The sequence below is a fragment of the Corynebacterium jeikeium genome, assembly GCF_000738175.1.
Lineage (GTDB): Bacteria > Actinomycetota > Actinomycetes > Mycobacteriales > Mycobacteriaceae > Corynebacterium > Corynebacterium jeikeium_C.
The window spans coordinates 169,150-191,986 of record NZ_JFCH01000027.1 but is presented as its reverse complement, the minus strand read 5'-3'; the positions used below and the strand labels follow the sequence as shown (position 1 = coordinate 191,986).

25 protein-coding genes and 1 pseudogene are annotated in these 22,837 nt (G+C 60.4%); 9 read left to right on the top strand and 17 right to left on the bottom strand.

Features of this window, described 5'->3' with window-relative positions; all coding sequences use genetic code 11:
- Position 1 precedes the first annotated feature (1 nt).
- The 5 genes from arfB to cmtR form a co-directional block, all read right to left on the bottom strand.
- Positions 2 to 445 (bottom strand): alternative ribosome rescue aminoacyl-tRNA hydrolase ArfB, encoded by a 444-nt coding sequence (gene arfB / locus JQ46_RS04350; RefSeq protein WP_034985742.1) that lies wholly within the window; start codon positions 443 to 445, stop codon positions 2 to 4.
- 31 nt (positions 446 to 476) lie between these two features.
- Positions 477 to 1,208 (bottom strand): putative glycolipid-binding domain-containing protein, encoded by a 732-nt coding sequence (locus tag JQ46_RS04345; RefSeq protein WP_237744721.1) that lies wholly within the window; start codon positions 1,206 to 1,208, stop codon positions 477 to 479.
- Positions 1,209 to 1,224: 16 nt separating this feature from the next.
- A complete protein-coding gene (locus JQ46_RS11325; RefSeq protein ID WP_192817235.1) occupies positions 1,225 to 1,389 on the bottom strand; it encodes a hypothetical protein in 165 nt (54 codons plus the stop codon).
- Between the two features lie 203 nt (positions 1,390 to 1,592).
- Entirely contained in the window at positions 1,593 to 3,485 is a 1,893-nt protein-coding gene (locus tag JQ46_RS04340) for a heavy metal translocating P-type ATPase (RefSeq protein ID WP_034985740.1), read from the bottom strand.
- Entirely contained in the window at positions 3,482 to 3,841 is a 360-nt protein-coding gene (gene cmtR, locus JQ46_RS04335) for a Cd(II)/Pb(II)-sensing metalloregulatory transcriptional regulator CmtR (RefSeq protein WP_005293231.1), read from the bottom strand. Before cmtR ends, JQ46_RS04340 begins: the two co-directional genes overlap by 4 nt.
- A gap of 323 nt (positions 3,842 to 4,164) precedes the next feature.
- Here cmtR and JQ46_RS10960 point away from each other — a divergent pair, with 323 nt between their 5' ends.
- On the top strand, positions 4,165 to 4,398 hold the full coding sequence (locus JQ46_RS10960) for a recombinase family protein (RefSeq protein ID WP_230580688.1): 234 nt from the start codon (positions 4,165 to 4,167) through the stop codon (positions 4,396 to 4,398).
- Between the two features lie 349 nt (positions 4,399 to 4,747).
- Entirely contained in the window at positions 4,748 to 5,602 is an 855-nt protein-coding gene (erm, locus tag JQ46_RS10955; protein WP_065422277.1) for a 23S ribosomal RNA methyltransferase Erm, read from the top strand.
- Positions 5,603 to 5,704: 102 nt separating this feature from the next.
- Here erm and JQ46_RS11440 read toward each other — a convergent pair whose 3' ends face one another.
- The 3 genes from JQ46_RS11440 to JQ46_RS04320 all read right to left on the bottom strand — a co-directional run bounded on the left by JQ46_RS11440 (position 5,705) and on the right by JQ46_RS04320 (position 8,599).
- Entirely contained in the window at positions 5,705 to 6,079 is a 375-nt protein-coding gene (locus tag JQ46_RS11440; protein WP_332253768.1) for a type IIL restriction-modification enzyme MmeI, read from the bottom strand.
- Between the two features lie 397 nt (positions 6,080 to 6,476).
- On the bottom strand, positions 6,477 to 7,952 hold the full coding sequence (locus tag JQ46_RS04325; RefSeq protein WP_034985738.1) for a multicopper oxidase family protein: 1,476 nt from the start codon (positions 7,950 to 7,952) through the stop codon (positions 6,477 to 6,479).
- 71 nt (positions 7,953 to 8,023) lie between these two features.
- Positions 8,024 to 8,599, bottom strand: coding sequence for a CueP family metal-binding protein (locus JQ46_RS04320; protein ID WP_034985736.1), 576 nt, complete (start codon positions 8,597 to 8,599; stop codon positions 8,024 to 8,026).
- Positions 8,600 to 9,003: 404 nt separating this feature from the next.
- On the opposite strand from JQ46_RS04320, the gene JQ46_RS04315 reads away from it, so the two are divergent.
- The 5 genes and pseudogenes from JQ46_RS04315 (at position 9,004) to JQ46_RS11225 (ending at position 14,312) form a co-directional block, all read left to right on the top strand.
- Positions 9,004 to 9,726, top strand: a complete 723-nt coding sequence (locus tag JQ46_RS04315; RefSeq protein WP_034985733.1) for a response regulator transcription factor — start codon at positions 9,004 to 9,006, stop codon at positions 9,724 to 9,726.
- Complete coding sequence (locus JQ46_RS04310; RefSeq protein ID WP_034985732.1) at positions 9,723 to 10,850, top strand: sensor histidine kinase; 1,128 nt, start codon at positions 9,723 to 9,725, stop codon at positions 10,848 to 10,850. Before JQ46_RS04315 ends, JQ46_RS04310 begins: the two co-directional genes overlap by 4 nt.
- Before the next feature lie 114 nt (positions 10,851 to 10,964).
- Positions 10,965 to 11,291 (top strand): heavy-metal-associated domain-containing protein, encoded by a 327-nt coding sequence (locus JQ46_RS04305; protein ID WP_011273874.1) that lies wholly within the window; start codon positions 10,965 to 10,967, stop codon positions 11,289 to 11,291.
- A 52-nt stretch (positions 11,292 to 11,343) separates the two neighbouring features.
- A complete protein-coding gene (locus JQ46_RS04300; RefSeq protein WP_051876241.1) occupies positions 11,344 to 13,539 on the top strand; it encodes a copper-translocating P-type ATPase in 2,196 nt (731 codons plus the stop codon).
- A gap of 88 nt (positions 13,540 to 13,627) precedes the next feature.
- A pseudogene (locus tag JQ46_RS11225) lies at positions 13,628 to 14,312 on the top strand (DUF305 domain-containing protein).
- Between the two features lie 312 nt (positions 14,313 to 14,624).
- Here the strand turns inward: JQ46_RS11225 and JQ46_RS04285 are convergent.
- The 8 genes from JQ46_RS04285 to JQ46_RS10940 form a co-directional block, all read right to left on the bottom strand.
- A complete protein-coding gene (locus JQ46_RS04285) occupies positions 14,625 to 14,975 on the bottom strand; it encodes a VOC family protein (RefSeq protein ID WP_034985729.1) in 351 nt (116 codons plus the stop codon).
- A gap of 102 nt (positions 14,976 to 15,077) precedes the next feature.
- Positions 15,078 to 15,320 (bottom strand): hypothetical protein, encoded by a 243-nt coding sequence (locus JQ46_RS04280; RefSeq protein WP_034978290.1) that lies wholly within the window; start codon positions 15,318 to 15,320, stop codon positions 15,078 to 15,080.
- Positions 15,321 to 15,338: 18 nt separating this feature from the next.
- Positions 15,339 to 15,584: a CopG family ribbon-helix-helix protein gene (locus JQ46_RS04275; protein WP_034985727.1), complete on the bottom strand. Its 246-nt coding sequence runs from the start codon at positions 15,582 to 15,584 to the stop codon at positions 15,339 to 15,341.
- Positions 15,585 to 15,822: 238 nt separating this feature from the next.
- A complete protein-coding gene (locus tag JQ46_RS04270) occupies positions 15,823 to 16,545 on the bottom strand; it encodes an ASCH domain-containing protein (RefSeq protein WP_034985725.1) in 723 nt (240 codons plus the stop codon).
- A 152-nt stretch (positions 16,546 to 16,697) separates the two neighbouring features.
- Positions 16,698 to 17,471, bottom strand: coding sequence for a class I SAM-dependent methyltransferase (locus tag JQ46_RS04265; protein WP_051876240.1), 774 nt, complete (start codon positions 17,469 to 17,471; stop codon positions 16,698 to 16,700).
- Between the two features lie 31 nt (positions 17,472 to 17,502).
- Positions 17,503 to 18,174, bottom strand: a complete 672-nt coding sequence (locus JQ46_RS10945) for a class I SAM-dependent methyltransferase (RefSeq protein WP_080719495.1) — start codon at positions 18,172 to 18,174, stop codon at positions 17,503 to 17,505.
- A 146-nt stretch (positions 18,175 to 18,320) separates the two neighbouring features.
- Positions 18,321 to 19,529: an FtsX-like permease family protein gene (locus tag JQ46_RS04260; protein WP_034985723.1), complete on the bottom strand. Its 1,209-nt coding sequence runs from the start codon at positions 19,527 to 19,529 to the stop codon at positions 18,321 to 18,323.
- Complete coding sequence (locus JQ46_RS10940; protein ID WP_237744720.1) at positions 19,526 to 20,245, bottom strand: ABC transporter ATP-binding protein; 720 nt, start codon at positions 20,243 to 20,245, stop codon at positions 19,526 to 19,528. Before JQ46_RS10940 ends, JQ46_RS04260 begins: the two co-directional genes overlap by 4 nt.
- A gap of 74 nt (positions 20,246 to 20,319) precedes the next feature.
- Between JQ46_RS10940 and JQ46_RS04255 the strand changes: the two genes are divergently transcribed.
- A complete protein-coding gene (locus JQ46_RS04255) occupies positions 20,320 to 21,477 on the top strand; it encodes a sensor histidine kinase (protein WP_034985885.1) in 1,158 nt (385 codons plus the stop codon).
- Positions 21,478 to 21,488: 11 nt separating this feature from the next.
- Positions 21,489 to 22,139, top strand: coding sequence for a response regulator transcription factor (locus JQ46_RS04250; protein ID WP_034985884.1), 651 nt, complete (start codon positions 21,489 to 21,491; stop codon positions 22,137 to 22,139).
- A 13-nt stretch (positions 22,140 to 22,152) separates the two neighbouring features.
- Here JQ46_RS04250 and JQ46_RS04245 read toward each other — a convergent pair whose 3' ends face one another.
- Positions 22,153 to 22,797 (bottom strand): hypothetical protein, encoded by a 645-nt coding sequence (locus JQ46_RS04245; protein WP_034985720.1) that lies wholly within the window; start codon positions 22,795 to 22,797, stop codon positions 22,153 to 22,155.
- Between the last annotated feature and the right edge of the window lie 40 nt (positions 22,798 to 22,837).

Below are 22,837 nucleotides of genomic sequence, written 5' to 3'. Positions count from 1 at the left end.
ACTAGGGAATTTGGGGCCGCCGTCGCGTGGACTTGAGTTCCGAGCGCCGCTTCTTCGCTTCGAGACGGCGCCGCACCGAGCCGCGCGTCGGCTTCGTTTTCCGTCGCGGGGGAGGTGGTGGGGCGAGCGCCTCACGCAATAGGGAGGCCATGCGCTCTCGCGCCTCGGCGCGGTTACGGACCTGCGAGCGCTGCGTCGACGCGCTCACGGTGAGCACAGTGCCGTCCAGGCGGTGTTCGAGGTTGTAGAGGGCGCGGCGGCGTTGGGCGTCGGAAAGCGATGCGCACGCCCCGATGTCGATGGAGAGCTGCACCTTGCTGTCGGTGGTGTTGACGCCCTGGCCGCCGGGGCCCGACGACTTCGCGAACCGCTCCGTCAGATCCGCGGCGGCGACGACGAGGCCGCCGGGGATACCCGGGCCGGGTGCGATGGTCAGGTCGTTCATACCGCCCAGCTTAGTTAGAGTTGTTTCCGGATCAGACCCGCCGTGCGAGATCAGGGTAGTGTACGACCACTCCGTCACCGTCGACCTCCAACTCGACGTCGACTCCCCGTGTTCCGCTTCCGTATCGGACAGTTTCAGCATCGACGGAGCTGTAGTACTGGTCTGATGCGATCACCTGGAGGGACGGTATATCAATCCAAGCCATGATCAGCTGCGTTTTCGGAACCTGAGTCTCAAGCAGCGTCAAGCGACGAATAGGCATTGTGTTGGTGAGAGGGCACAGACCGAGATCGCAATCGAGTGCGGCTTTCAGGTCGGCTGACTGGACGATACCGGGGGAGGGCAGATCTTCAGGCTGGGCGCCCTCTTCATTGGTTTCCGCCGACCACACGCCTTGCTCGGACCTAAACAGCTCGAGGCTTCGCCCCCATCCGTCGCCTTCAACGTTCACCGACACACGTTCGGTCACCCAGTTCTCCGCGGCGCGCAGCTCCCACGTGGCCTCGTATCCATCGCCGTATTGCACTCCGGAAGCGGTCAAGCCGGCTCTTAAAAAATGAACTGCGGCCTCGTGCCGGATGAGGGGAGTCTCGACATGCTCCCACTTATACGTGCGCTCTATGGTGAGGATTTTACCACGCTTGATGGTGCGAAAAGGCAGGTAGCTTTCGACTGAAACTCGGTGGAGTTCAAGTTCAACGTGTAACGCGAGCAGCCGCCGCCGGATTCTCGGTGGCGATTCCGGCCCGAACCTCGGGGACATTGTCGCGCTTCCTCATTTACGTGAGCTCCGCGACTCCGGCCAGCTCGCCGCTACCCCCATCTTCGATAGCTTGAGCGAGCTCGACCACGACCGTCTGATCTGGTGCACTGGTTTCCGTCCGGCCCTCAGTCCATTCCGCCACCTCATGCGCGGCCGCGAAACCGCGATGACGAATCTGCATCTGGTCGGTTACGGCAACTGGACCGGCGACGCCTCGGCAACACTGATGGGTGGGGGCCCGTTGCCAAACACACTGCCCAGGTAGTCGCGGACCGTGTCGATGAAGCTCGGCATCAAAAGTTTTGAGGCGACGCTTGGTCCCTGAGCAGCTCGATCCTTCCAAGATCCGCGCTGGAGAGCCAGCGCGCTGGGCGAAGGTGTGTCTCAGCGCTTCGCTCGTGCGGCCCGCAGGCCGTTCAAGATGACAATGACTTCAGCGACCTCGTGAACCAAAACGACAGCGGCCAGTCCCAGCACGCCGCTGATCGCCAGCGGCATCAACACGATGATGATGGCCAGAGACAGCACGATGTTCTGGTTGATGATCCTGCTGCCTCGGCGAGCGTGCTGCAGCGCTTGCGGGATCAGTCGGAGGTCGTGGCCGGTGAAGGCGACATCAGCGGACTCGATCGCGGCGTCAGAGCCGGTTGCTCCCATCGCAATGCCCACCGTTGCGCCCGCCAGTGCCGGGGCGTCGTTGATGCCGTCGCCGATCATCGCCGTCGGCGTCTTGGAGGAGAGTTCGGCGACGATGCTTGCCTTGTCTTCCGGTCGCAGCTCGGCGCGCACGTCGTCGATTCCGGCGATTTCAGCCAGCGCCCGGGCGGTGCGAGTGTTATCGCCGGTGAGCATGCTCACTTCCACGTTGTTGGCGTGCAGGGCCTGCACAGCTTCGGGCACCTCGGGCCGCAGCTCGTCGCGGACCCCGATCGCCCCAGAGAGGGCGTCATCGACGGTTACTAGGACGCAGGTCTGGCCCTCGGACTCCATGCGCTCAACGTCTGCCTTTAGTGGCCCGGCGTCGATCCACCGGGGGCTGCCCACCAGCACCCGTCGACCTTCGACGGTGCCGCCGATGCCATGCCCGGCCTCCTCGCTGATGTCCAAGGCAGCGGGCGCTTCGGGCCCCGCTGCCGCGATCGCCGCGGCGAGGGGGTGCGTCGATTGCTGCTCAACTGCCGCCGCGAAGGCAAGCACCTGCGCCCGATCGAATCCGTCTGCCGGGACCACGTCGGTAACCTCGGGCTGGTTGCGGGTAAGGGTTCCGGTCTTGTCCACCGCCAGGTGACGGATGCCGCCAAGTCGCTCGAACGCCGCGCCGGACTTGATGACCACGCCGAACTGGCTGGCCGCGCCAATCGCGGCCACGACCGTCAGCGGCACGGAGATTGCCAGCGCGCACGGCGACGCAGCGACCAGGACCACCAACGCGCGGGTGATCCACGTCTCGGGGTCGCCCAGCAGCGAGCCCATCACGCCGACCAGCACCGCCAGGATCATCACCCCGGGCACTAGGGGTTGGGCAATCCGGTCGGCGATCCGGGCGCGGTCGCCCTTTTCCGCCTGCGCCTGCTCGACCAGGTCCACGAGTGTGGTCAGCGAGTTGTCCGTTCCAGCTGCGGTCGTCTCTACTTCCAGCACACCGGCGGAGTTGATCGCACCCGCGGGCACCTCGTCGCCGGGTGCAACCTCCTCCGGAATGGATTCTCCGGTGATCGCTGAGGTGTCAAGGCTGGAACGTCCAGACCGAATGATGCCGTCCGTGGCGATCCGCTCTCCGGGGCGCACGAGCATCAGTTCGCCAGCCACGAGGTCCTTCGCTGCGACCTTGACCGACGTGCCGTCGCGCAGCACCGTCGCGGTCTGCGGTACCAACTTCAACAGTGCCCGCAGCCCGCCCTGTGCCCGGTCCATTGCCTTGTCTTCCAGCGCCTCGGCGATCGAGTACAGGAACGCTAGCGCCGCGGCCTCTCCGACGTAACCGAGGATTACCGCGCCGACCGCGCTGATCGTCATCAGCAAACCAATGCCGAGCTTGCGCTTCGTGACAAGGTTTCGGATCGCGCCGGGCGCGAACGTATACGCCCCTAGCAGCAGGCCGACCCAGAACAGTACTGTCGCGGGTGTCTCTACCCCGGACCAGTCCAGCGCCAGACCTATGCCGAGGGCTACGCCGGAGAAGATCGGCAGTAGCAACTCGGGGTCCTTCCACCATGGCCGATCGAGTTCTTCGATCTCTGTGGCGGGTTCGTGTGCGCATCCACACGCCGAGCTCATGCGTCCGCTCCCTTCTCGCCGCAGCCGGGCACCGAGCATTCAGGGTCGATGCACGGGGCGTTTTCGTCGACAGCCAACGTCGCGTTCACCAGCGCGTTGAGCGCTGCCGCGAGGTGCGGATCGGCGATTTCGTAGCGTGTCTTGCGGCCCTCCGGCTCGGCGACGACGATGCCGCAGTCGCGCAGGCAGGTCAGGTGGTTCGAGACGTTCGAGCGGGTCAGGTCCAGGTCGCGCGAAAGCACGGCCGGGTAGCTCGGGCCGTCGAGTAGTGTCATCAGGATTCTGGAGCGCGTCGGATCCGCCATGGCCCGGCCGAGCCGGTTCATGACGTCGAGGCGTGAAACAATGGTCAGCATGTGCTGAACAATACATCGTGTGCTGAACTATTCAAAATGCGCTGAACTGACAGTTACGCGAAGGTCCTGCGACCTGCAAGAATTAGTCGATGGGATAGCAGATGACTGATCCTTTGTGGTTCGGCTGCCACCCAACGCGGGAACGACGTGGGCGGCGAGGTTCTCGAGAAAGTAACTTTGCAACTACATACCGTCGAGTTTAAGTTCAATGTGTAGCTAAGGGCCTTATTAATAGCGTTTGACAACACGCGCTCCTATTTACCTTCGTATCTCACGAGACGCTGACGTGGATGGCCTCACCATCGACCGGCAGCGTCAGGACTGTGAAGCCATTGCAAAGCAGCGTGGCTTGCACGTTGGACATAGGACATAACTACGTCGATCAGTCCATTTCCGCGTCAAAGAAGAATGTGGCTCGCCCCGACTACGACGCCATGGTGGCGTCCTTTGAACGCGGCGAAATCGACGCGATCATCTGCTGGGACCTCGAACTACCCGCCCCACGTCGGTGGATAGTCCGATCGGTCGGACAAAATTACTCCCGCACCACAGCGTAATCAGGGGTGCACCTTAAAAACATCCGGAGGTGGGGGTAACTCCCCCTCGTTGCCCAGAGACAAAATACGCCAGTGGCGTCTGTACGACGAGCCGAAAGTAGGACAAATTCCAATCCAGAGAGGTCTTGCACTGTTGCGGTGCGGTTGTCTTCTTTCTCACCGTATTGGACCCTGCGAAATTAATTGGATACGATAGGCCCATGTTGATTTCAGGTTCCGTTTTCATGCGGCCGCTCACCAGCCGCTAAGGCGGTTTTCTCCCTCCCGCAGGTTAGAAACCGCTCCGGTCCTTTAGCCGGGCGGCCATTTGCCATGCCCGGCTTCGTTTCAACTCCACGGAGCACACCTGATGTCTACATACGGATACGGCCGTCACGAACATGGCCAAAATTTTCTCACAGACCACAAGATCATCAACTCCATCGTCGATCTTGTAAAACAATCCTCTGGCCCCATCATTGAGATCGGGCCAGGAAGCGGTGCCCTCACTCACCCGCTATCCCGCTTGGGGAGGCCAATAACGGCAGTTGAGGTAGACGCAAAACTAGCTGCCAAACTCACAAAAAAGACCGCCTCGGCGTCGGTCGAAGTGGTCCATGATGATTTCCTTAACTTCCCGTTACCCGCCACTCCCTGCGTCATTGTGGGAAACATTCCCTTTCACCTCACTACTGCCATTCTTCGAAAGTTGTTGCATGCGCCGGCATGGACTGACGCTGTACTCCTCATGCAGTGGGAAGTCGCTCGCCGCCGGGCCGGGGTAGGCGCAAGCACAATGATGACGGCTCAGTGGTCCCCATGGTTCACATTTCACCTTGGTTCCCGAGTACCAAGGTCTGCTTTCCGGCCACAGCCAAACGTTGACGGGGGGATCTTAGTGATCCGCCGGGTGGGTGACCCGAAGATCCCGATAGAGCAGCGCAAAGCCTTTCAGGCGATGGTGCACACCGTTTTCACCGCCCGGGGACGCGGGATAGGGGAAATTCTCCGAAGGGCAGGGTTGTTTTCATCACGTTCAGAGACACAATCATGGTTGCGCTCGCGAGGAATCGACCCCGCAACCCTACCTCCCAGATTGCGCACCAGCGACTGGATCGATCTCTTCCAGGTGACTGGTTTCTCTCCACCGCGCCATCGGCCCATTTCACAATCGGGAAGTAGTCAACGCCCTCCTCAACGGAAAAAACGAGGCCGGCGGCGGTAATCCCCCCACCACCAAAACCGAAATCCACCAGTAGTAGTGAACGACCCATGCTCGTCTACCGTGAGCCGCGTTATGACAGTGACGTGTTCTCGTCGGGCACAGTCATAGTTCCCGGCGTTGCCAGCGACAGGGTTCTACACCCGGCAGCGGGCCGATCAAAATCACCCGCACGGGGAACGACCCTGCTGGTGGTTTCGATTTTGATGAAAGCGAGGAGACATAGCCCCTCGCCAACTCCCCGTAGCTGGCGAACAGTAGCTCCTGGCGGTGGCGCTCGTTGGTGAGTTTGCGTGCCGCACCGAAAGCCTTATCGACTTCCTGGTCCAAGTTGTTGTGAGCCTTGAGCAGAATTGGGTCCATCGATAACGGGTTGTAGTGCTCCGCGAGTGACCGCCGGGGGTGCCGCTCGCGTGCCCGCAGCACCAACTGTCCAGCGTCGATGATTCGCTGCTGCGCCTTCTCATCTAGTTCACACAGAGCTGGTCCGCAGTTGTAGCTCCCGATGTACTCCGAAAAACGGAAAAAATAAATAGCGGGGATACATCAACCTTCCACTTTCCATTCTTCCGGCTCAGAGTATTGAGGGGTCTGGGACCGGGTCCGTAAACCCTTTATGTTTTCCGCGCACAGCGGTTTTTAGCGACGCGCCCTATAGGTTTTCCGCAGAACCTATATGTGTTTCTGTGCACCCCATATGTTGTCTGTTTTAGCGGTATTTCGTTGTTAATTCCGCACGCGCGCATCAAATGGTTAGTTATCGCCGACACTCCGTGGAGTTCAAGTTCAACGTAACCTAAGGCGCGCTAGTGTTAGTCGTATAACAACACGTGCTGCCATTTACCTTCGCATCTCGCTCGATACCCTGCTGTGGGGGTTACTCGTAGCGAAGCGAGCTGAGCATCCCGGTTTCCATGTGATAGGCGTTATGGCAGTGAAATGCCCACTCACCGGGGTTGTCAGCGATCAGGTCGGCGATCATGGTTTCACCGTGGCGGAGAAGGACGGTGTCCTTGCGTAGTCCGCCGCTGCCGGGCAGCGCCCACGTGTGGCCGTGGATGTGCATGGGGTGGGGCATCATGGTCCTGTTGCGCATGACCATCCGCAGGCGCTGGCCCTCCTGCACGGTCGCGGAGGAGGATTGGCCGTCGGTGAGAATGCTCCATTCATACGGCATCATCTGCCCGCCCAGGTCGATGCTGACTTCTCGGTCTGGTGTGTCCTCGGGTAGGAGTGCACGGTCTGCTGGCTTCAGGGAGGACAGGAGCAGTCCGGTGGACGACAACTCGGGGAAGTCGACATCGGGGTGGGGGGCCTGGCCGCCGGCGGTGCGGATGACGGCGAAGGCGCGGTCGTCCTTACCCACCGCCAAAGCCGTGAGCGGGAAGATGCCGTCGCCGAGGATGACCTCGACGTCGACACGCTCGCCCATCGACAGGTAGATCGATTCGGTCTCCCGGGGCTGGACGGGGAAGCCGTCGGTGTGGGTGACGGTCATGCGGTGACCACCGAGGGCCACCTTGAAGATGGTGTCACCGCCGGAGTTGATAAACCGCAGGCGGGCCTTGTCGCCCGGGCGAGCCTCGAAGGTCCGGTGAGCACGGGGGATACGTCCGTTGATGAGGTAGTGCGGATACATCACATCGCCGACATCCCCGCCCAGTACCCGGTCCGGGGTGCCGTGCATCATCTGGCCGTGACCTCCCATTCCCATACCCCCGTTATGGTCGCCCGAACCCATTCCGGTGAGCTTGTCGAGCTCATCGTCGGGAGTGCCCTGAATGCCATCGACCCAGTCGTCGAGCACGATGGTCCACTCGACGTCGTGGTCTTCAGCGTCTTGCGGGTCACGGATGATCAGTGGGGCGTGGAGGCCGCGATCAAGCTGCAGGCCGGTGTGGGAATGGTAGAAGTAGGTGCCACCGTGGGGGACTTCAAAAACATAGGAGAAAGACGCGCCAGGTTCAATGGGGTCCTGGGTCATGCCGGGCACACCGTCGGCTGCGTTGTGGAGTGCGATGCCATGCCAGTGGATGGAGGTGCTCTCAGGCAGTTCGTTAGTGATATCGACCTGGAGGACGTCGCCGGCAGTGGCCTCAATGGCCGCATCCCCGGTGTCAGAGACGTATCCCCACGTCTTGGCTTCGATGCCGCCGATATCCAGGGAGAGGGGCCGGGCGGTCAGTGTCCGGCGCACCGTCGGCTCACCGAGCGCAGTGGGGGTGGGGCGAAGGGAGGAACCTGGTGCCGAGGCAGCGGGTCCAGGGTCGCTGGTGCAGGCGGCCAAGGCCCCGGTGCCGGCGAGGACGAGCCCGCCGAGCAGAAACTGTCGTCGGGAAAACGTGTTCGTCATGATTTAACCTTTCTTGGTGCAAGATTTCAGTGACACGGGAGACAGGCGCAGGTGAGGATCCTGCTGAGCCATCACGTCAGGCGCAGGTCTGTGACACAGGTGGCACCGTCGTCGGTGGTGGAAAACTCCGTGGTGGCGGTACGCCCCTGGTAGCTGACCTCAATCAGGCCGGTGACATCATCGGGAAGCCAGAAGCCGACAAACCCGTTGTCGAAGGTGGTTGTCGCCTCGTCCACCAGCACCTCACCGGTCGCCTCATCGGTGATCGTGACCTGGATATCCTCATTGTCGAGTTCCCCCTGGCAGGTCGTGAGGCTGTGGTAGAAGCAGTCGTGGGTGGAGGTGAGATAGGGTGCGATCGAGACATACGTCTGATTGTCGGGAAGATCGACCACGACTTCCTGGTCATCGCTCGAGAGCAGCAGTTCATCGTTACGCACTGAGGCGATCAGATCCGTGGGACGCTCAGTGACCTTCTGCCGGTCGAGGTGATCAATGATCTCCACCGCGTCCATGTCGGCCAGGCCATGGGTAGTCAGGAATGTATCCTGGGACACCGTCTCGTCGGCGGTGGGTTCCGGGTCGGCGGCCGAACACCCCGTGAGGGTGAGGGCAAGGGTGGCGGCTGCGATCGCTGCTCGTTTCACGTCAATCTCCTTGGATCGTGGTAAGACCGTGAGAAGACACCGCCTCAAGGTCGATGTCATACCTTTATCTAGCACGGGTTCCTGACGGACTAGAAATCAAAAGCCCTGCTCACAGCCTTATAACAGGGCGAAAAGGGGGTGGATTCGGTGGGCTGGGTCACCACCGGGACACCACCCCACAGCCGTGGGCGATGTCTTTCTACCCGCCCCGGGTATGCGGTGCAGGCAGTGAAATCCCTGGTGGCGTCTGCTGAACCGACCAGGGGAGGCGATGCCGCCGGCCCGGGGTGGGGCACAGGGGTGACGGCGGTCGATGGGTGATGTTTGAAGATTTGATGAAGATTTCCCCGCCGGGCACTGAGCGAGGGTGGTATTCCCCCCTGGCCGGAGCAATACTGGGGTCTATGGCTGACCGCACACCGACCACCGCCACGCCCCCGGGGCGGGTGCTGGTCGTCGATGATGAACAACCCCTGGCTCAGATGGTGGCCTCCTACCTCATCAGGGCCGGCTTCGATACCCGCCAGGCGCACACCGGCACCCAGGCCGTGGACGAAGCCCGTCGCTTTTCCCCTGATGTTGTGGTGCTGGATCTGGGGCTGCCCGAACTCGACGGCCTGGAGGTGTGCCGACGGATCCGCACCTTCTCGGACTGCTACATCCTCATGCTCACCGCGCGTGGCAGCGAGGACGACAAGATCAGCGGTTTGACCTTGGGGGCGGATGACTACATCACCAAACCTTTTAGCATCCGGGAACTGGTGACCCGGGTGCATGCGGTGCTGCGCCGCCCGCGCACCAGCACCACCCCACCGCAGGTGACCACCCCCTTGATCGTTGGTGACCTCATCCTTGACCCCGTCGCCCATCAAGTGCGGGTGAGGGAGACGACTGTGGAGCTCACCCGCACGGAGTTCGAGCTGCTGGTTGCCCTGGCCCTGCGCCCCGGCCAGGTGCTGACCCGCCACGACCTGGTCACCGAGGTCTGGGACACCACCTGGGTCGGTGATGAACGCATCGTCGATGTCCACATCGGCAACTTGCGTCGCAAGCTCGGCACCGACACCCGGGGCCGGGGGTTTATCGACACCGTGCGTGGCGTGGGCTACCGGGTGGGGCGGCCATGAATCACGGACCCGGCCTGACCTTCCGCTTCCTGGCCGCCCAGGTGTTGGTCGTGGTGATTAGCCTGCTGGTGGCCGCGGCCGTGGCCACGATGGTGGGCCCGACCCTGTTCCATGATCATATGTTGATGACCGGCCGGGAGGACCCCTCGCTGGAGCTGTTCCATGCCGAGCAGGCCTACCGGGGCGCCAACCTGATCACCCTGGCCGTCGCCCTGCCCACCGCCTTGATCAGCGCCCTGCTGGCCAGCCTGTGGTTATCGCGTCGTCTGCGCACCCCCCTGCAGGATCTCACCCGCGCCGCTACCAGCCTGACGGCCGGCAACTCCCGTATCCGCGTGCCCGCCGGAGAAGCAGGCCCCGAGATCACCACCCTGGCGCATGCCTTCAACACCATGGCCGACCGGCTGGAACACACCGAACAGGTCCGCCGCCAGATGCTCTCTGATCTGGCCCACGAAATGGGCACCCCCTTATCGGTGCTCACGGTCTACCTCGATGGTCTCCAGGACGGGGTCGTGGACTGGAATAATGCCACCCACACGATCATGGCTGACCAACTCACCCGCCTGGCCCGGTTGATGGAAGACATCGACGATGTCTCCCGGGCCCAGGAACACCGGATCGATTTGGACCTGGCGGAGGAAGGGCTCGGGGATCTGCTCCATACCGCCGCTGCTGCCGCGGGGGAAGCTTATGCTGACAAAGGCGTCGATCTACAGGTCGAGACCATTACGGACACCGCCCGGGTGCTCGTGGACCGGCAACGCTTCGGCCAGGTGATGAGCAATCTCCTGTCGAACGCGCTACGGCACACCCCGGCCGGCGGGCAGGTCCGGATCAGCGTCCACCGACAGGGGGCGTCCACCGCGCTCATCCACGTCGCCGATGACGGCGAGGGCATCCCACCTGGCCAGCTCGGACACATCTTCGAACGCTTCTACCGGGGGGATGCCGCTCGCAGCCGGGACAACGGCGGGGCCGGTATCGGTCTGACCATCTCCAAGGCATTGATCGAGGCCCACGGCGGCACTCTCACCGCCACCTCCCCCGGACCTGGTCGTGGAGCGGTGTTTGCCCTCTGCCTCCCGATGTCCCCTCCCGATAGTGAGGAGGCTGCTCGGTGACTACACCGTGCCCCGCGTGAGGGCCGTGCCCTCCACCCCTTGAAAGTATACCCCGGGGGGGTATACGCTGGAGAGCGGCATCGCCGAACCCCACCGAACCGAAGGAGCTTTCCTATGATCACCTCCCCGCCCCGCCTCTTGCCGATGGCCTCCAACGGCTGCAGCTGTTGCGGACCTGCCTCACGTGCCGACACCGCCTCCATCCCTGCCGCCAGCGACTCGTCAGCAGGAGGATCCTCCCCGAGCTACCAGGTCACCGGCCTGACCTGCGGGCACTGCGTGAAAAGCGTGACCCAGGCCCTTCAGGCCCTCCCCCAGGTCGACGACGTCCAGATTGACCTCGCTGCTGGTGGTGTTTCTACCGTCACGGTCACCGGTGTCGTACCTCCGGAGATGGTTCGCCGGGCCATCGAAGAGGCCGGCTACACCGTCTTATCCTGATCAGTTCTACCCATCATCTCGACCCCGACCGGGTTGAGTGGAAAGGAACGTCATGAGCACTCCCCACCATTCCGGTGATCACCATGGTGATCACCCCGCTCCGGAAACAGACCACACCCACCACCCGCATCATGCCAGCCACGAACACCACGCAAATGCCGACACCCACGGCCAGGCGATGCCCCACGATCACCCGCACTCCGCCATGGACGACGACCACCACGTTCATAGTCACGGCGAACACGCCGGACACAGCACCGCAATGTTTCGGGAACGCTTCTGGTGGTCGCTGATTCTGTCCATTCCCGTCGTTATTTTCAGCCCCATGGTCGCCCAGCTGCTCGGCTACCATCTCCCGGCATTCCCCGGATCCACCTGGATCCCCCCGGTGCTGGGCACGATCATCTTCGTCTACGGCGGAACGCCTTTCCTCAAGGGCGGATGGAACGAACTGAAATCCCGCCAACCCGGGATGATGCTCCTGATCGCCATGGCCATCACCGTGGCGTTTGTCGCCTCCTGGGTCACCACTCTGGGGCTGGGCGGTTTTGACCTGGACTTCTGGTGGGAGCTGGCTCTGCTGGTGACCATCATGCTGCTGGGCCATTGGCTGGAGATGCGCGCTCTCGGGGCCGCGTCCTCCGCGCTTGACGCGCTGGCTGCCCTGCTGCCGGATGAGGCCGAGAAAGTCATCGACGGGACCACCCGCACCGTGGCCATCTCCGAGCTGGCCGTCGACGACGTCGTGCTGGTGAGGGCCGGTGCCCGGGTGCCGGCCGACGGAACCATCCTCGACGGAGCCGCCGAATTCGATGAGGCGATGATCACCGGCGAATCCCGTCCCGTCTTCCGCGACACCGGTGACAAGGTGGTCGCCGGTACTGTGGCCACCGACAACACCGTCCGCATCCGGGTGGAGGCTACCGGCGGGGACACCGCCCTGGCCGGGATCCAACGCTTGGTTGCCGACGCCCAGGAGTCCTCCTCCCGGGCCCAGGCCCTGGCGGATCGGGCGGCGGCGTTATTGTTCTGGTTCGCGCTGATCTCCGCTCTGATCACCGCGGTGGTGTGGACCATCATCGGCAGCCCGGACGATGCCGTGGCGCGCACGGTCACGGTACTGGTCATCGCCTGCCCGCACGCCCTGGGCCTGGCGATTCCGCTGGTCATTGCGATCTCCACCGAGCGGGCCGCGAAATCCGGGGTGCTCATCAAGGACCGGATGGCGCTCGAGCGGATGCGCACCATCGACGTGATGCTCTTCGACAAAACCGGCACCTTGACCGAGGGAGCGCACGCGGTCACCGGTGTCGCGGCAGCTGGCGGCGTCACCGAGGGCGAGCTGCTGGCCCTGGCCGCCGCCGCGGAGGCCGACAGCGAGCACCCCGTGGCCCGCGCCATCGTGGCGGCCGCGGCCGCCCATCCCGAGGCCTCCCGTCGGCAAATCCGTGCAACTGGTTTCAGCGCCGCTTCCGGCCGGGGGGTCCGGGCCACTGTCGATGGCGCTGAGATCCTCGTGGGCGGGCCGAACATGCTGCGCGAGTTCAACCTCACCACCCCGGCCGAGCTCACCGACACCACCAGCGCCTGGACCGGGCGTGGGGCCGGTGTGCTCCATATTGTCCGCGACGGTCAGATCATCGGTGCGGTGGCCGTCGAGGACAAGATCCGCCCCGAATCCCACGCCGCCGTGAAAGCCCTGCAGGACCGCGGGGTGAAAGTCGCGATGATCACCGGTGACGCGCAGCAGGTGGCCCAGGCGGTTGGCCAGGACCTGGGGATCGATGAGGTCTTCGCCGAGGTCCTGCCCCAGGACAAGGACACCAAGGTCACCCAGTTACAGGAGCGTGGCCTGAGCGTGGCCATGGTCGGCGACGGTGTCAACGACGCCCCCGCTCTGACCCGCGCGGAGGTCGGTATCGCCATCGGTGCCGGCACGGATGTGGCCATGGAATCTGCCGGGGTGGTCCTAGCCAGTGATGACCCGCGGGCAGTGCTGTCGATGATTGAGCTGTCCCAGGCCAGCTACCGCAAGATGATCCAGAACCTGGTCTGGTCCTCTGGCTACAACATCCTTGCCGTGCCGCTGGCCGCCGGAGTGCTCGCCTCGATCGGGTTCGTGCTGTCCCCGGCCGTGGGCGCGATCTTGATGTCTGCCTCGACCATCGTGGTGGCCCTGAACGCCCAGCTGTTGCGCCGGATTGATCTGGACCCGGCCCACCTGGCTCCCACCAGTCCGAAGGAGTAACACACCACGCCTATTCCGAAATCCACCGCCGTCCACTGATCCATCACTTCTCTCCACTGCCCCCATATGCCCCTGAAAGGGCTCCACCATAAAGCGCACCCTTGTTCTTTCCGCTCTCGCCGTAGCCTCCATCCTGGCGCTGGCCGCCTGCGGTGAGGCCACCGACTCAGGCAACACCGACGCCACCACCTCGGCACCACCACTGTGACGACTACCGCTGAGACGACCGAGACCACCAGGGCGGCGACTGAGGAGGACGGGGAGATCTCCGCCGATCACAACGACGCGGACATCATGTTTGCCCAGATGATGATCCCCCATCACAAGCAGGCCGTGGAAATGAGTGAGATGCTCCTGGCCAAGGAGGGCATCCCCGCCCAGGTCGTGGAGTTTGCCCAGGGGGTTATTGACGCCCAGGGACCGGAGATTGACCGGATGAACGCCATGCTCGAGGCCTGGGGCCAGCAGCCGGTCACCGACTCTGGGGCATGGGGACCATGGATGAGATAGGTGGAATGGATCACGGCGAGATGGGTGGCATGAGCGGGATGATGAGCCAGGAGGACATGACAGCCCTTGAGGAAGCCCAGGGCACCGGCGCCGCCCGCCTTTACCTGGAGCGGATGACCGCCCACCACGAAGGTGCGGTCGACATGGACCGTGACGAGGTGGCTGACGGCCAGAATCCCCATGCAACCACCCTGGCCGAACAAATTATCAACGACCAGGAGGCCGAGATCGCCCAGATGCAGCAAATGCTCACTGACCTATGACAGGTCCCCGTCTTTTTCTGATCCCGAGGACAGGAATCTGAAAAAGAGGGATAACCGTGACGATTGCCACCTGCTGCGGGCGGTGGGTCGTTGTCACCGCAGCGGGTGCACCGGGGTGGATGTTTCTACTCCCTCTGGTCGCACCACTGAGGAAAGGGGGAAAGCCTCTGTGTCCAGACCCTTGGAGGACTACGCATTATTGTCCGATACTCACACGGCCGCCCTGGTCTGCCGGCAGGGCAGCATTAATGTTGGGGGTGTCCCCCGAGTAGTGGACACGGCGTTGGTGTGGAGTTCAAGTTTAACGTTTAGCTAGGCTTCGGGATTGCCCACGCAGAACTCGTTGCCTTCCGGATCCTGCATGACGGTCCACACGAGTCCTGGCGCCTCGTGGGTGCCGAGTTCGGTTGCCCCTAGCCCCTTCAGTAGTTCCACCAAGGCTTCGCGCTCCGCCCCGCCAACGTCGATGTGCATGCGGTTTTTCCCGCGCGTCGGATCCTTAACGCGCTGAAATCCCAACGTCGGGGTGGAATCGACCATAACGAAGTCGCCGTAATCTGCAGCGATCTCGCAGCCTGTTGCTGCGGACCAAAATTCGGCAAGCTTTGAGGGATCGTGGCAGTCGAAGGTGATCTGCCGGATCGTGAGATTGGCATCACTCATGGTCTCCATTTTAAGGATGGGATCTGACATTTGCAGTGCCCTGGCGAGCGCATGATTGCTGTATCTGCGAAGACCACCGGGTTTCTTTGAAGCTATTCGTGACTAGTCGAGCAGGCTGCGATATTGTTTGCGCGCCTTCATTGAGTGGATGATCGTTTCGGTGCCGTCGTCCCAGATGAGAATGACGAGCTCGAGCAGCCTCATTGAACCGTCGAAACCCAGGCGTAATTCCCGTTGAGGGTTCTCTTCGTCGAGCGGGGCCGCAAAAACGCAACCTGATGTCGCAGCAGTAACTGAGTCTTCCGGCTTGATGCCGTGTTTCGTGGCGCTACGCCGTACGTCCATGCCTACATGTGTCCATGTCTAGATGGCGTTCTTTAACGCTTCGCGGATTGCCTGGGATCTGGACCATCCGTGGGCGGCTGCGTATTTGTCGAGGTCCAAGATTTCGCGAGGAGAGAGCCGAATGGAGATAACCTTCGCAGTATCTTCGTTGCGAGGTTTCCTGCCTCGGCGATGAAGCGTTTCCACGTCGTAGCCGTTTTCAGCTTCGGCTACCCATGCGTCGATTTGCTCTTCGCTGACTGGCTTGCCGTTGATAGTTTTCATGAACGTAATCGTATTACGGAAAGGTTCTATCGGCTAGGGTGAGGTTACTTTCTTTCGACGCTCAGTGGAGTTTAAGTTCAACGTTTAGCTAGGCGTCTGGGCTGCCGCTGTTCCGTTACCTCTTGGTGTGGTCCAAATCCTGAGCGGGTGGATGGGGTTTCCCGTGGTCCACAGATGGTCATCTCCGCGGCTACATGGGGGAGTTCCGCTTCAATAGCTAACCTTGGGGGTTAGATTCTCATTCTGCGGCGCTGCTCAATTCGAAGGTCACGACGTCGACGTTATCTTCCATTTCGAGGCCGGGATAATGCATGTCGAGGGCTTTGTGCAGCTTGGTCAATGAGGCGAAGCCGTCACGCTGTGCTTGTTCCTCAGTGAGGTCGCAACGGCGTGTAGCAATCACGGAGGTGACTTTCGCGTCGATGGTGGTGACCTCGCCGTTCTCCTTCTCAAAGACGAGCTGGGCTGGCCCGGGTCGGAAGGGATCGTCGACGCGGATGGTCTGGCGTTTGGATCCATCTCTGATGGCCGGCTCGTAGCCTTCCCACATGAAGACCTTTTGTGGGAGTTCCATGGCACGCCAGTCATAGGCGCAGGGAAGTAGCTCGGAGAGGCTCAGCGCTTCGAGCCCGTTGCTGCCGTGGACAATGCATTGGATGGCGGGGTCGATGTCGAACAACACTTGACGACACTTTCCGCACGGAGAGATCACTTGGCCTGTCGGGCCGTATACCGCGACCACGGCGACAATGGGGTCATCGGCGCATGTGGCCGCGTGGTTGGCCAGTGCGGAGATTTCGCCGCATGGGCCGCCGAGGAAGTGGAAGGCGTTCAAGCCAAGTACGGTCTGGCCTGAACTGGTCAGCAAGGCGGCGGCGACTGTGTGGTCGTGGTCATCGTTGCACCGCTGCGCATGGGCAGTGGCGGTCTCTACAAGCTGTCGGAGTGTGGCGGTGATCATGTTTCGACACTATCAGCCGGAGAGCAAGCCACGCCGAAGCCGGCGAATCCGTGCCTGCGGGCGTGCGTCCTAGAGCTTAGTACGTGCTTGAACCCGGTGGTGTTCAAGTTCAGCGTTTAGGCGCCTCGTCTTTTCGACAAGGGTCCCGGACGTCAACGCCGTCGCGCTGTGATGAGTACGTAGCCGGTCGTGGATTCGATCCGTCCTGAGGTATCTGCATGAGCTTTGAGGTGGTCGCGCAAGGCGGCCCATAGAGCCTCTCGGCGGGAGCCGGCATGGTCGGCCATCCATACATGCGTTGGACTGCCCTCGCGGTAGAGCTGCATACCGTCTTCGACGCTGTCGAATGTCCACTCCAGCTCGCGGTTCTCGATGTGGATGCTTTCGAACCATTGCGATAGGCGTTCGTGAGCCACCTCGGTGATACCCCAGGCCATGTGTGGCGGGGTCTGCTTCGAGCCTCCAGGGTTTACCGATTCCATCATCGCGTCTGTCATTGTGGCGAGGAAGCCTTCTTGATTCCAAGCAGTCATCACCAGCTCGCCTCCCGGCCTTAGGATGCGAGCCCATTCTGCTGGTCCGGTGGTTGGGTTGCAGAACATCGACCCAAAGGTACTCGTGACGGCGTCAACGGATGAGTCTTCCAAGCCGGTGGCTTCGCCCAGTGCATCTATCCACGTGGCGTTTGGCGCGTTGCACTGCCCGATCGCGCGGATTCGGGCGGTCGGCTCGATAGCGGTCACGGTGTAGCCTTCGGTGACGAGCGCTGTGACGCCATCGCCGTGCCCCGATCCGATGTCGACAACCGTTGCAGGGGTGGGCAAGCGCCGGGCCAATTCCGCGGCGACCAGTTCAGAGATCGGTCGTAGGCGTGCAGCTGTCGGGGCGTAGTCGCTGGCGGACCAGACATCGCTGGGGGAACTCATGTTGCCCACCCTATCTGAAAAGCGTTTTCTTTTACTGTGGGGCTGGTTTGGTCCACTCGATAGTGTGCCTGAACGCTAGTCGACGGCGAACGCGCGCACCTGGCAAAACGTGATCGACCGCCGTCCGGATTGTTGCTATCGACAGGTCTGGGTTGCGTGTAGGGAGGGGAGCGGTCGATAGTGCGTAGTTTGGCCAAGGGTGGCGCATGAATCCAATCAATGGGTTCGTCAAGGCACAGACGATGTCCCATACGTGATCGGCCATCGAATCGCTGTGGGCGAGTCCTACACAAAGGAAGCGCCCTCCCTCCGCAAGGTGATCCCGCACCTGCTGTAATCCTGTGATTAAATCCATGTGATGCAGAACTGCGACCATGGTGATGAGGTCGAACCCGGGGGAAGCGTCGGCGAGTGTGGTGCCGTCGATGGTTACGTTGGAAAGTCCCGCGCAACGGTCAATTGAGGCCCGACGCATCGAACTATCCGGGTCGATTCCGTGCACGTGCTCGAAATGCTTCGCAAGCTTGGCTACGAGTACGCCGTGCCCGCAACCAACGTCGAGCGCTCGGGCACGGTTGTTCGGCAGTTGGGTAAAGATCCATGGGTGGAATGCGTCGTTGTGGCTCCACGGGTGGCGTGCGTTGAAGTGATCTAGTGAGCTCCGTACGAACCGAGTTGTGCTTGTCAAGACATCTGACAACATGCCGACAGTCTACTGCGGTACGCCTGACCTTATGTTTTCGTAATGCGTGAGACCTGTGATGGCATCATTTGGCTTGTGGAATAGCTGCGCTATTCTCCACTCAGTGCGGTGAACTAGGGGCGCGGTGAATTGGAGCTAGGAGCTTGTCATTTCTGATTCGTTTCTAAGCTCGACGCCACCGCCAGTTTGATACTGCATAGAGCCAAGAACATCGCAGCAAAGGTGCTGCCAAACGCTGTCCACCAAATCCCGTGGAAAGAAACAAAGCCGGTGAGATGGTCATTTACTATTCCAACGGTCAGAACCGTGAACACCAAAACCACCAGTGCAGCCGTTCCGGTAAGCGCGAAGGCTTCGCCTATTTGAATTAGAATCCACGACCTACCGGGCGCACCTGCAAGGCGAAGCCCGCGGATATCACTTGTGATTCGGGCGTGCATGATGAGCGAAGTCATAACGGCGCCAGCGATGCTGGGGGCAAAAACTGGACCAAGGACAACTACAAAAACTTGCCATGCCGACATTGAGCTCCCAGGTTCTGCGTCCTTGATTACGCGAAGCCCTGAACCCACACCGATGATGAGGCTTCCGAATAATACCCATGGAACGATATGCGGCGAGGAGAAGTTACGTCGGACGCGAACGTTGGCTCCTGCAATGCCGAGTACACGTGTCCACTGGTCAAGAAGGGGGAGCAGCCAGGGCAGTAGTAGCGGTATGAGGACTGACATTCCCATCGCCCAGGCGAGTACATCTTCTGTTTTTTCGATGCAGGCGCCTCCAATACTGCATCCAGCAATAGCGACCGTAGCAACCGCGCTCCGGACTGTGATCCACAACGGGTGAGAGTCGGTCTGTGGTCGAAAAATCTGTCTTAGCGGTAGCAGTGCGCCGGCTATAGCGGCCCCACCACAAGCAAGTACGACCCACATCACCACAGAGGCATCAACCGATAGGTCAGGCATGGGGATACCATCACCACGAAGAGTCTCGACTGCTGGGCTCAGCGCTGGGCGAATGAGTTGTGCCCCGATTAAAGAGGCAGTAGCACTAACTACGGCAACTTGGCCGAGTATTAGGAGGTTGATCATCCACCCAGGCATGCCGACCATGCGCCAACTCTGATAAATCGGTTGGTGTTCTTCGATGGTCAAACGCATTTGACTAAACGTGACTAGAACGATGGCACAGATTGACATTCCAAGGATAGTTCCGCCAAGGGGAATTGCGTCTTTGCCATCTGCGGAGATCATCGAAATTGCCAGACTGCAGCTAGCGGAAGAAACGAGCATCGTGATTGAAATCGCTAGCCATGACAACCAATTCGACTTTAGGTCTTTAAGCCAAACAATCATGAGTATCTGCTCCCAGGAGTGGCCAGAGGTTCTTTAGCGAGATCAATTACGCGGTCCGCATATGCGGCTGCTCTTTGGGAGTGGGTAACCATTACCACTGTCGATCCTGATTGGGTTGCTGTTTTGAGATGCCTTAACACCACATCAGCAGTTTGATCGTCGAGAGCTCCCGTGGGCTCGTCAGCAAAGATGAATGGTGCGTTTGCAAGCAACGCGCGAGCCACGGCTACACGTTGCTGTTGACCTCCGGAGAGTTGATTTGGAAGATAGCTTTCGAATCCTCTAAGTCCCAATGAATTAAAGATTGTCTTGACCTGAGCCTTGGAGCAGCGGCGCCCACTAAACCTGGCGGTAAGAGTCGCATTGCGCATTGCCGTGAGGGATTCCAGCAGGTTGTAATCCTGGAAGACGAAGGCGCGCTCGGTACGGTTAGGGGAATTCACTGTGCCCGATGAAGGTTTGTCTAAGCCAGATAGAATTCTGAGTAGTGTTGTTTTACCACTCCCAGACGGGCCCATTATGGCGACGAATTCACCAGAGTTAATGCTCAGTTCGAGACCGTCTAGCACCTTGTGCTTACCGAATCGCTTCGTAAGGTTATGAGCTTGGAGCGCTCGCGGAGAGACTGGTGAGTTAGCTGATGCAGTGGTGACATGACTTCTTGATTTTGATTTCTGCATACTCTCATCAGAGCAGTCACACAGTATGGAAGCCATGGAGCCAACTACCTACATAAAGGTAGAGCTGGCTCTACCGTTTTCCTTAAAGGCGACTACTAGTGTTGAAATCGATGAAGACATTGAAGAGTTTGGGGTGGAGCGCAGTCCTCGCGCTCCTTTTCGTACCTGGATTCGTTGTCTCGTTGTTGATGCTGCCTTGGATTCCCTTTGTTGCACGTGGTGCGGATGCCATCTGTAGACGTGGGGCGTTGTGGATGGGCGCAGAAGTCCCGTTTCGCAAAGCGAGCCACTGGTTCGACTGGCCACAGTTCTTTCATCTGTTGATGCAGCTTGTGCTTGCTGCGGCTGCCTTCTTCACATGGGTTTCTTTGGGCTTCTTCGCAGGAGTACTAATTGCCATCCCATTCCTACCTATCGGCGAGCTTTCTCTGGGCGAATGGTCCACCTCAAATCCAATTCTTATTTTTGTTGTTTCTTGGGGTGTGGGCGCCGTTGCTATTGGTCTTTTGATGATCTTCTCGCGGCTGCTTTCCGCGGCGTCAATAGCTGTAGTTCGGTTTGCGCTGTCTCCCAGCGATAAGGAACTCGCGGCTTCTCGTGCCACTCTTATCGACGCTTTTTCTGGCGAACGCCGTCGCATCGAGCGGGAACTCCATGACGGGCCGCAACAATATTTGACAGCGCTAAAACTCAACCTCGCTACTGCAAAATTGCATTACAGGAATCAGGCTTCCTCTGAAGTTATGGAGATGGCATTGGAGGATGCAGAACACAATGCCTCCCAGGCATTACGCGCATTACGTGCGACGGTGCGGGGGATCGCTCCGCAGGTGCTCTTTGATAGGGGGCTGATTGCAGCCCTTGAAGAGCTCATTGCGCACGCAGGGGTTGACGCTGCTTTGCACGTCGAAGGTAGCTCTCAGGAATTGGACGAGACTATGGCGCTACTGGCGTACCACTGCGTCGCCGAAGCTTTGACGAATGCAACCAAACACGGCGAAGCTCAGCACGTAAACGTGAGAGTCGCCTTTTCGAATCGGCTACGAGTGTCTATTACAGATGATGGGGTGGGCTTTATTGAATCCCCTTCTATGGATTTACGCCACTTGGACGGTACGGGTATTGCAGGTTTGCGCGAGCGTGCTGCTGCACTTGGTGGAACGGTGAAATTCCAGAACACTAAGGATGGTGAAGGCTCGGTTGAAAATGAATCTGGTGCGCAGTTGATTCTTGAATTGCCCCTGTCGGAACCCCTCAAATCAACCTAGTGGAGAATATTTTGAAGGTCTTGCTTGCAGAAGACTCTGCGTTGCTTCGTGCCGGACTAGAACAGTTACTAAAGGCGCTCGGGCATGAAGTCTTGACGGTGGTCGATGCGTCAGAGTTGCGTGATGCCACGATGGCGAGTGATGAAAACGGACAGAAATACGATGTGATTATCACCGATGTCCGTATGCCTCCCACCATGACTGATGATGGTCTGCGCGCCGTGTATGAACTGCGCAAACAGTATCCTTCTCAACCGGTTATGGTGCTTAGCCAGTATGTTGCGGCGAGCTATCTCGATCGGCTGTTGGAGCACGGTGGCTTCGGCTATCTTTTGAAGGAACGCGTCTCTGATGTGGATGAATTCGTTCACTCTCTTAACGAGGTTGCTCGGGGAGGAACAGTCGTTGATCCAGAGGTTGTATCTGCACTGCTTTCGGCGCGACGGACTGGCTTGGCTGCGTTGACACCTCGGGAAAAGGAAGTCCTTGCTTTAATGGCGCGTGGTCTGAGCAACTCGGAGATCATGGATGAATTGGTGCTGACCGCGGGAGCAGTGAGCAAGCACGTTGCTAGTGTTTTTATGAAGCTTGGGTTTGCACCCGAGGATGCCAATCGCCGCGTAAAGGCAGTGCTTGCTTGGTTGCGGCATACGGAGCGATAAGGACAAACATCCCCTAGTCGAGGATCTCCGGCTTGTAGTCCGAGTTTTCGACCGTCACCGCTGTCGGGGGAGCGGATGGGTCCGTCGCGAAGGTCATGTTATCCCTGTGCGCGATGGCGCGGATCCTACGCCCGACCATAGAGTCCCAGTTCATTTCATTCGGCATACTGCTGCTGCCAACGATGGCCCATTCGGGAGTCTGGGTGCCAATGCCCGCCCCCAACTTCGCCGTCACGGGCTTCTTCGGATCGAGCTTGATCGCGTAGTAGACCACGCTATCGTCCACGATGTCCGCCACTCGTGCGAAGTCCTCCGGTGGGGTCATGTCGCTGAAGTGCACCTTCATCAGCTTGCCCTCTAGAGCCGTTTCATTCGGGGCGAGCTCGACCTTATCGGGCTTCGGAGTGCTGGGTGCTGTGGGGTTGGGGCGCTTCTTGGCTCCGTTGCCAGTGTTGTCTGTGTTACCTGTGTTGCCAGAGGCCTTATCATCTTGCCCTTCTTCCGAAGTGCCTTCTTGTCCTGCGGTGGCGGAAGTTTCGTCGGACTTCTTCGAAGGCTGAGCAGCGCTCGGCTCAGGCGGAGTCTCGTCATCCGAACAAGCTGCAAGCGAGAGAGCCGTCAACGCGGCAACGGAGAGTGCAACAAGGCGATTTCGCATGAAGCTAAGCGTACAACGTCGCCCGGTCCTGTCCAGGTAA